This window comes from Methylobacterium sp. AC433, from assembly GCF_979253015.1.
Genome location: NZ_CEEDBN010000139.1, coordinates 1 through 213, shown reverse-complemented (window position 1 = coordinate 213; position 213 = coordinate 1). Strand labels below are relative to the sequence as shown.

General features: G+C 64.3%; 1 pseudogene. It reads left to right on the top strand.

The annotated features are described in order from the left end of the window. Positions 1–140 (top strand): annotated as a pseudogene (locus tag AC0IWM_RS24025) (IS3 family transposase); the annotation flags it as partial. Positions 141–213 lie beyond the last annotated feature (73 nt).

Here is a 213-nt window from a genome sequence, read left to right as displayed (position 1 = left end):
TGGTTCGGAGCACCATCATGCCGCTTCCACCGCGCGACGCACCCCGAATACCCCATCTAGCCCCGGAACGACGCCGGGCTTGTGTCGCTCACGTCGTTGCCGAGCATGGTGTGTCCGAACGTTTCGCCTGCCGTGTCCTAGTGGTGCGAGTCTAACACTTGGTGCCCGCGCTTTGCGGCCTGGATGATGCGATCCGGGTCGGCAGTCCAGACG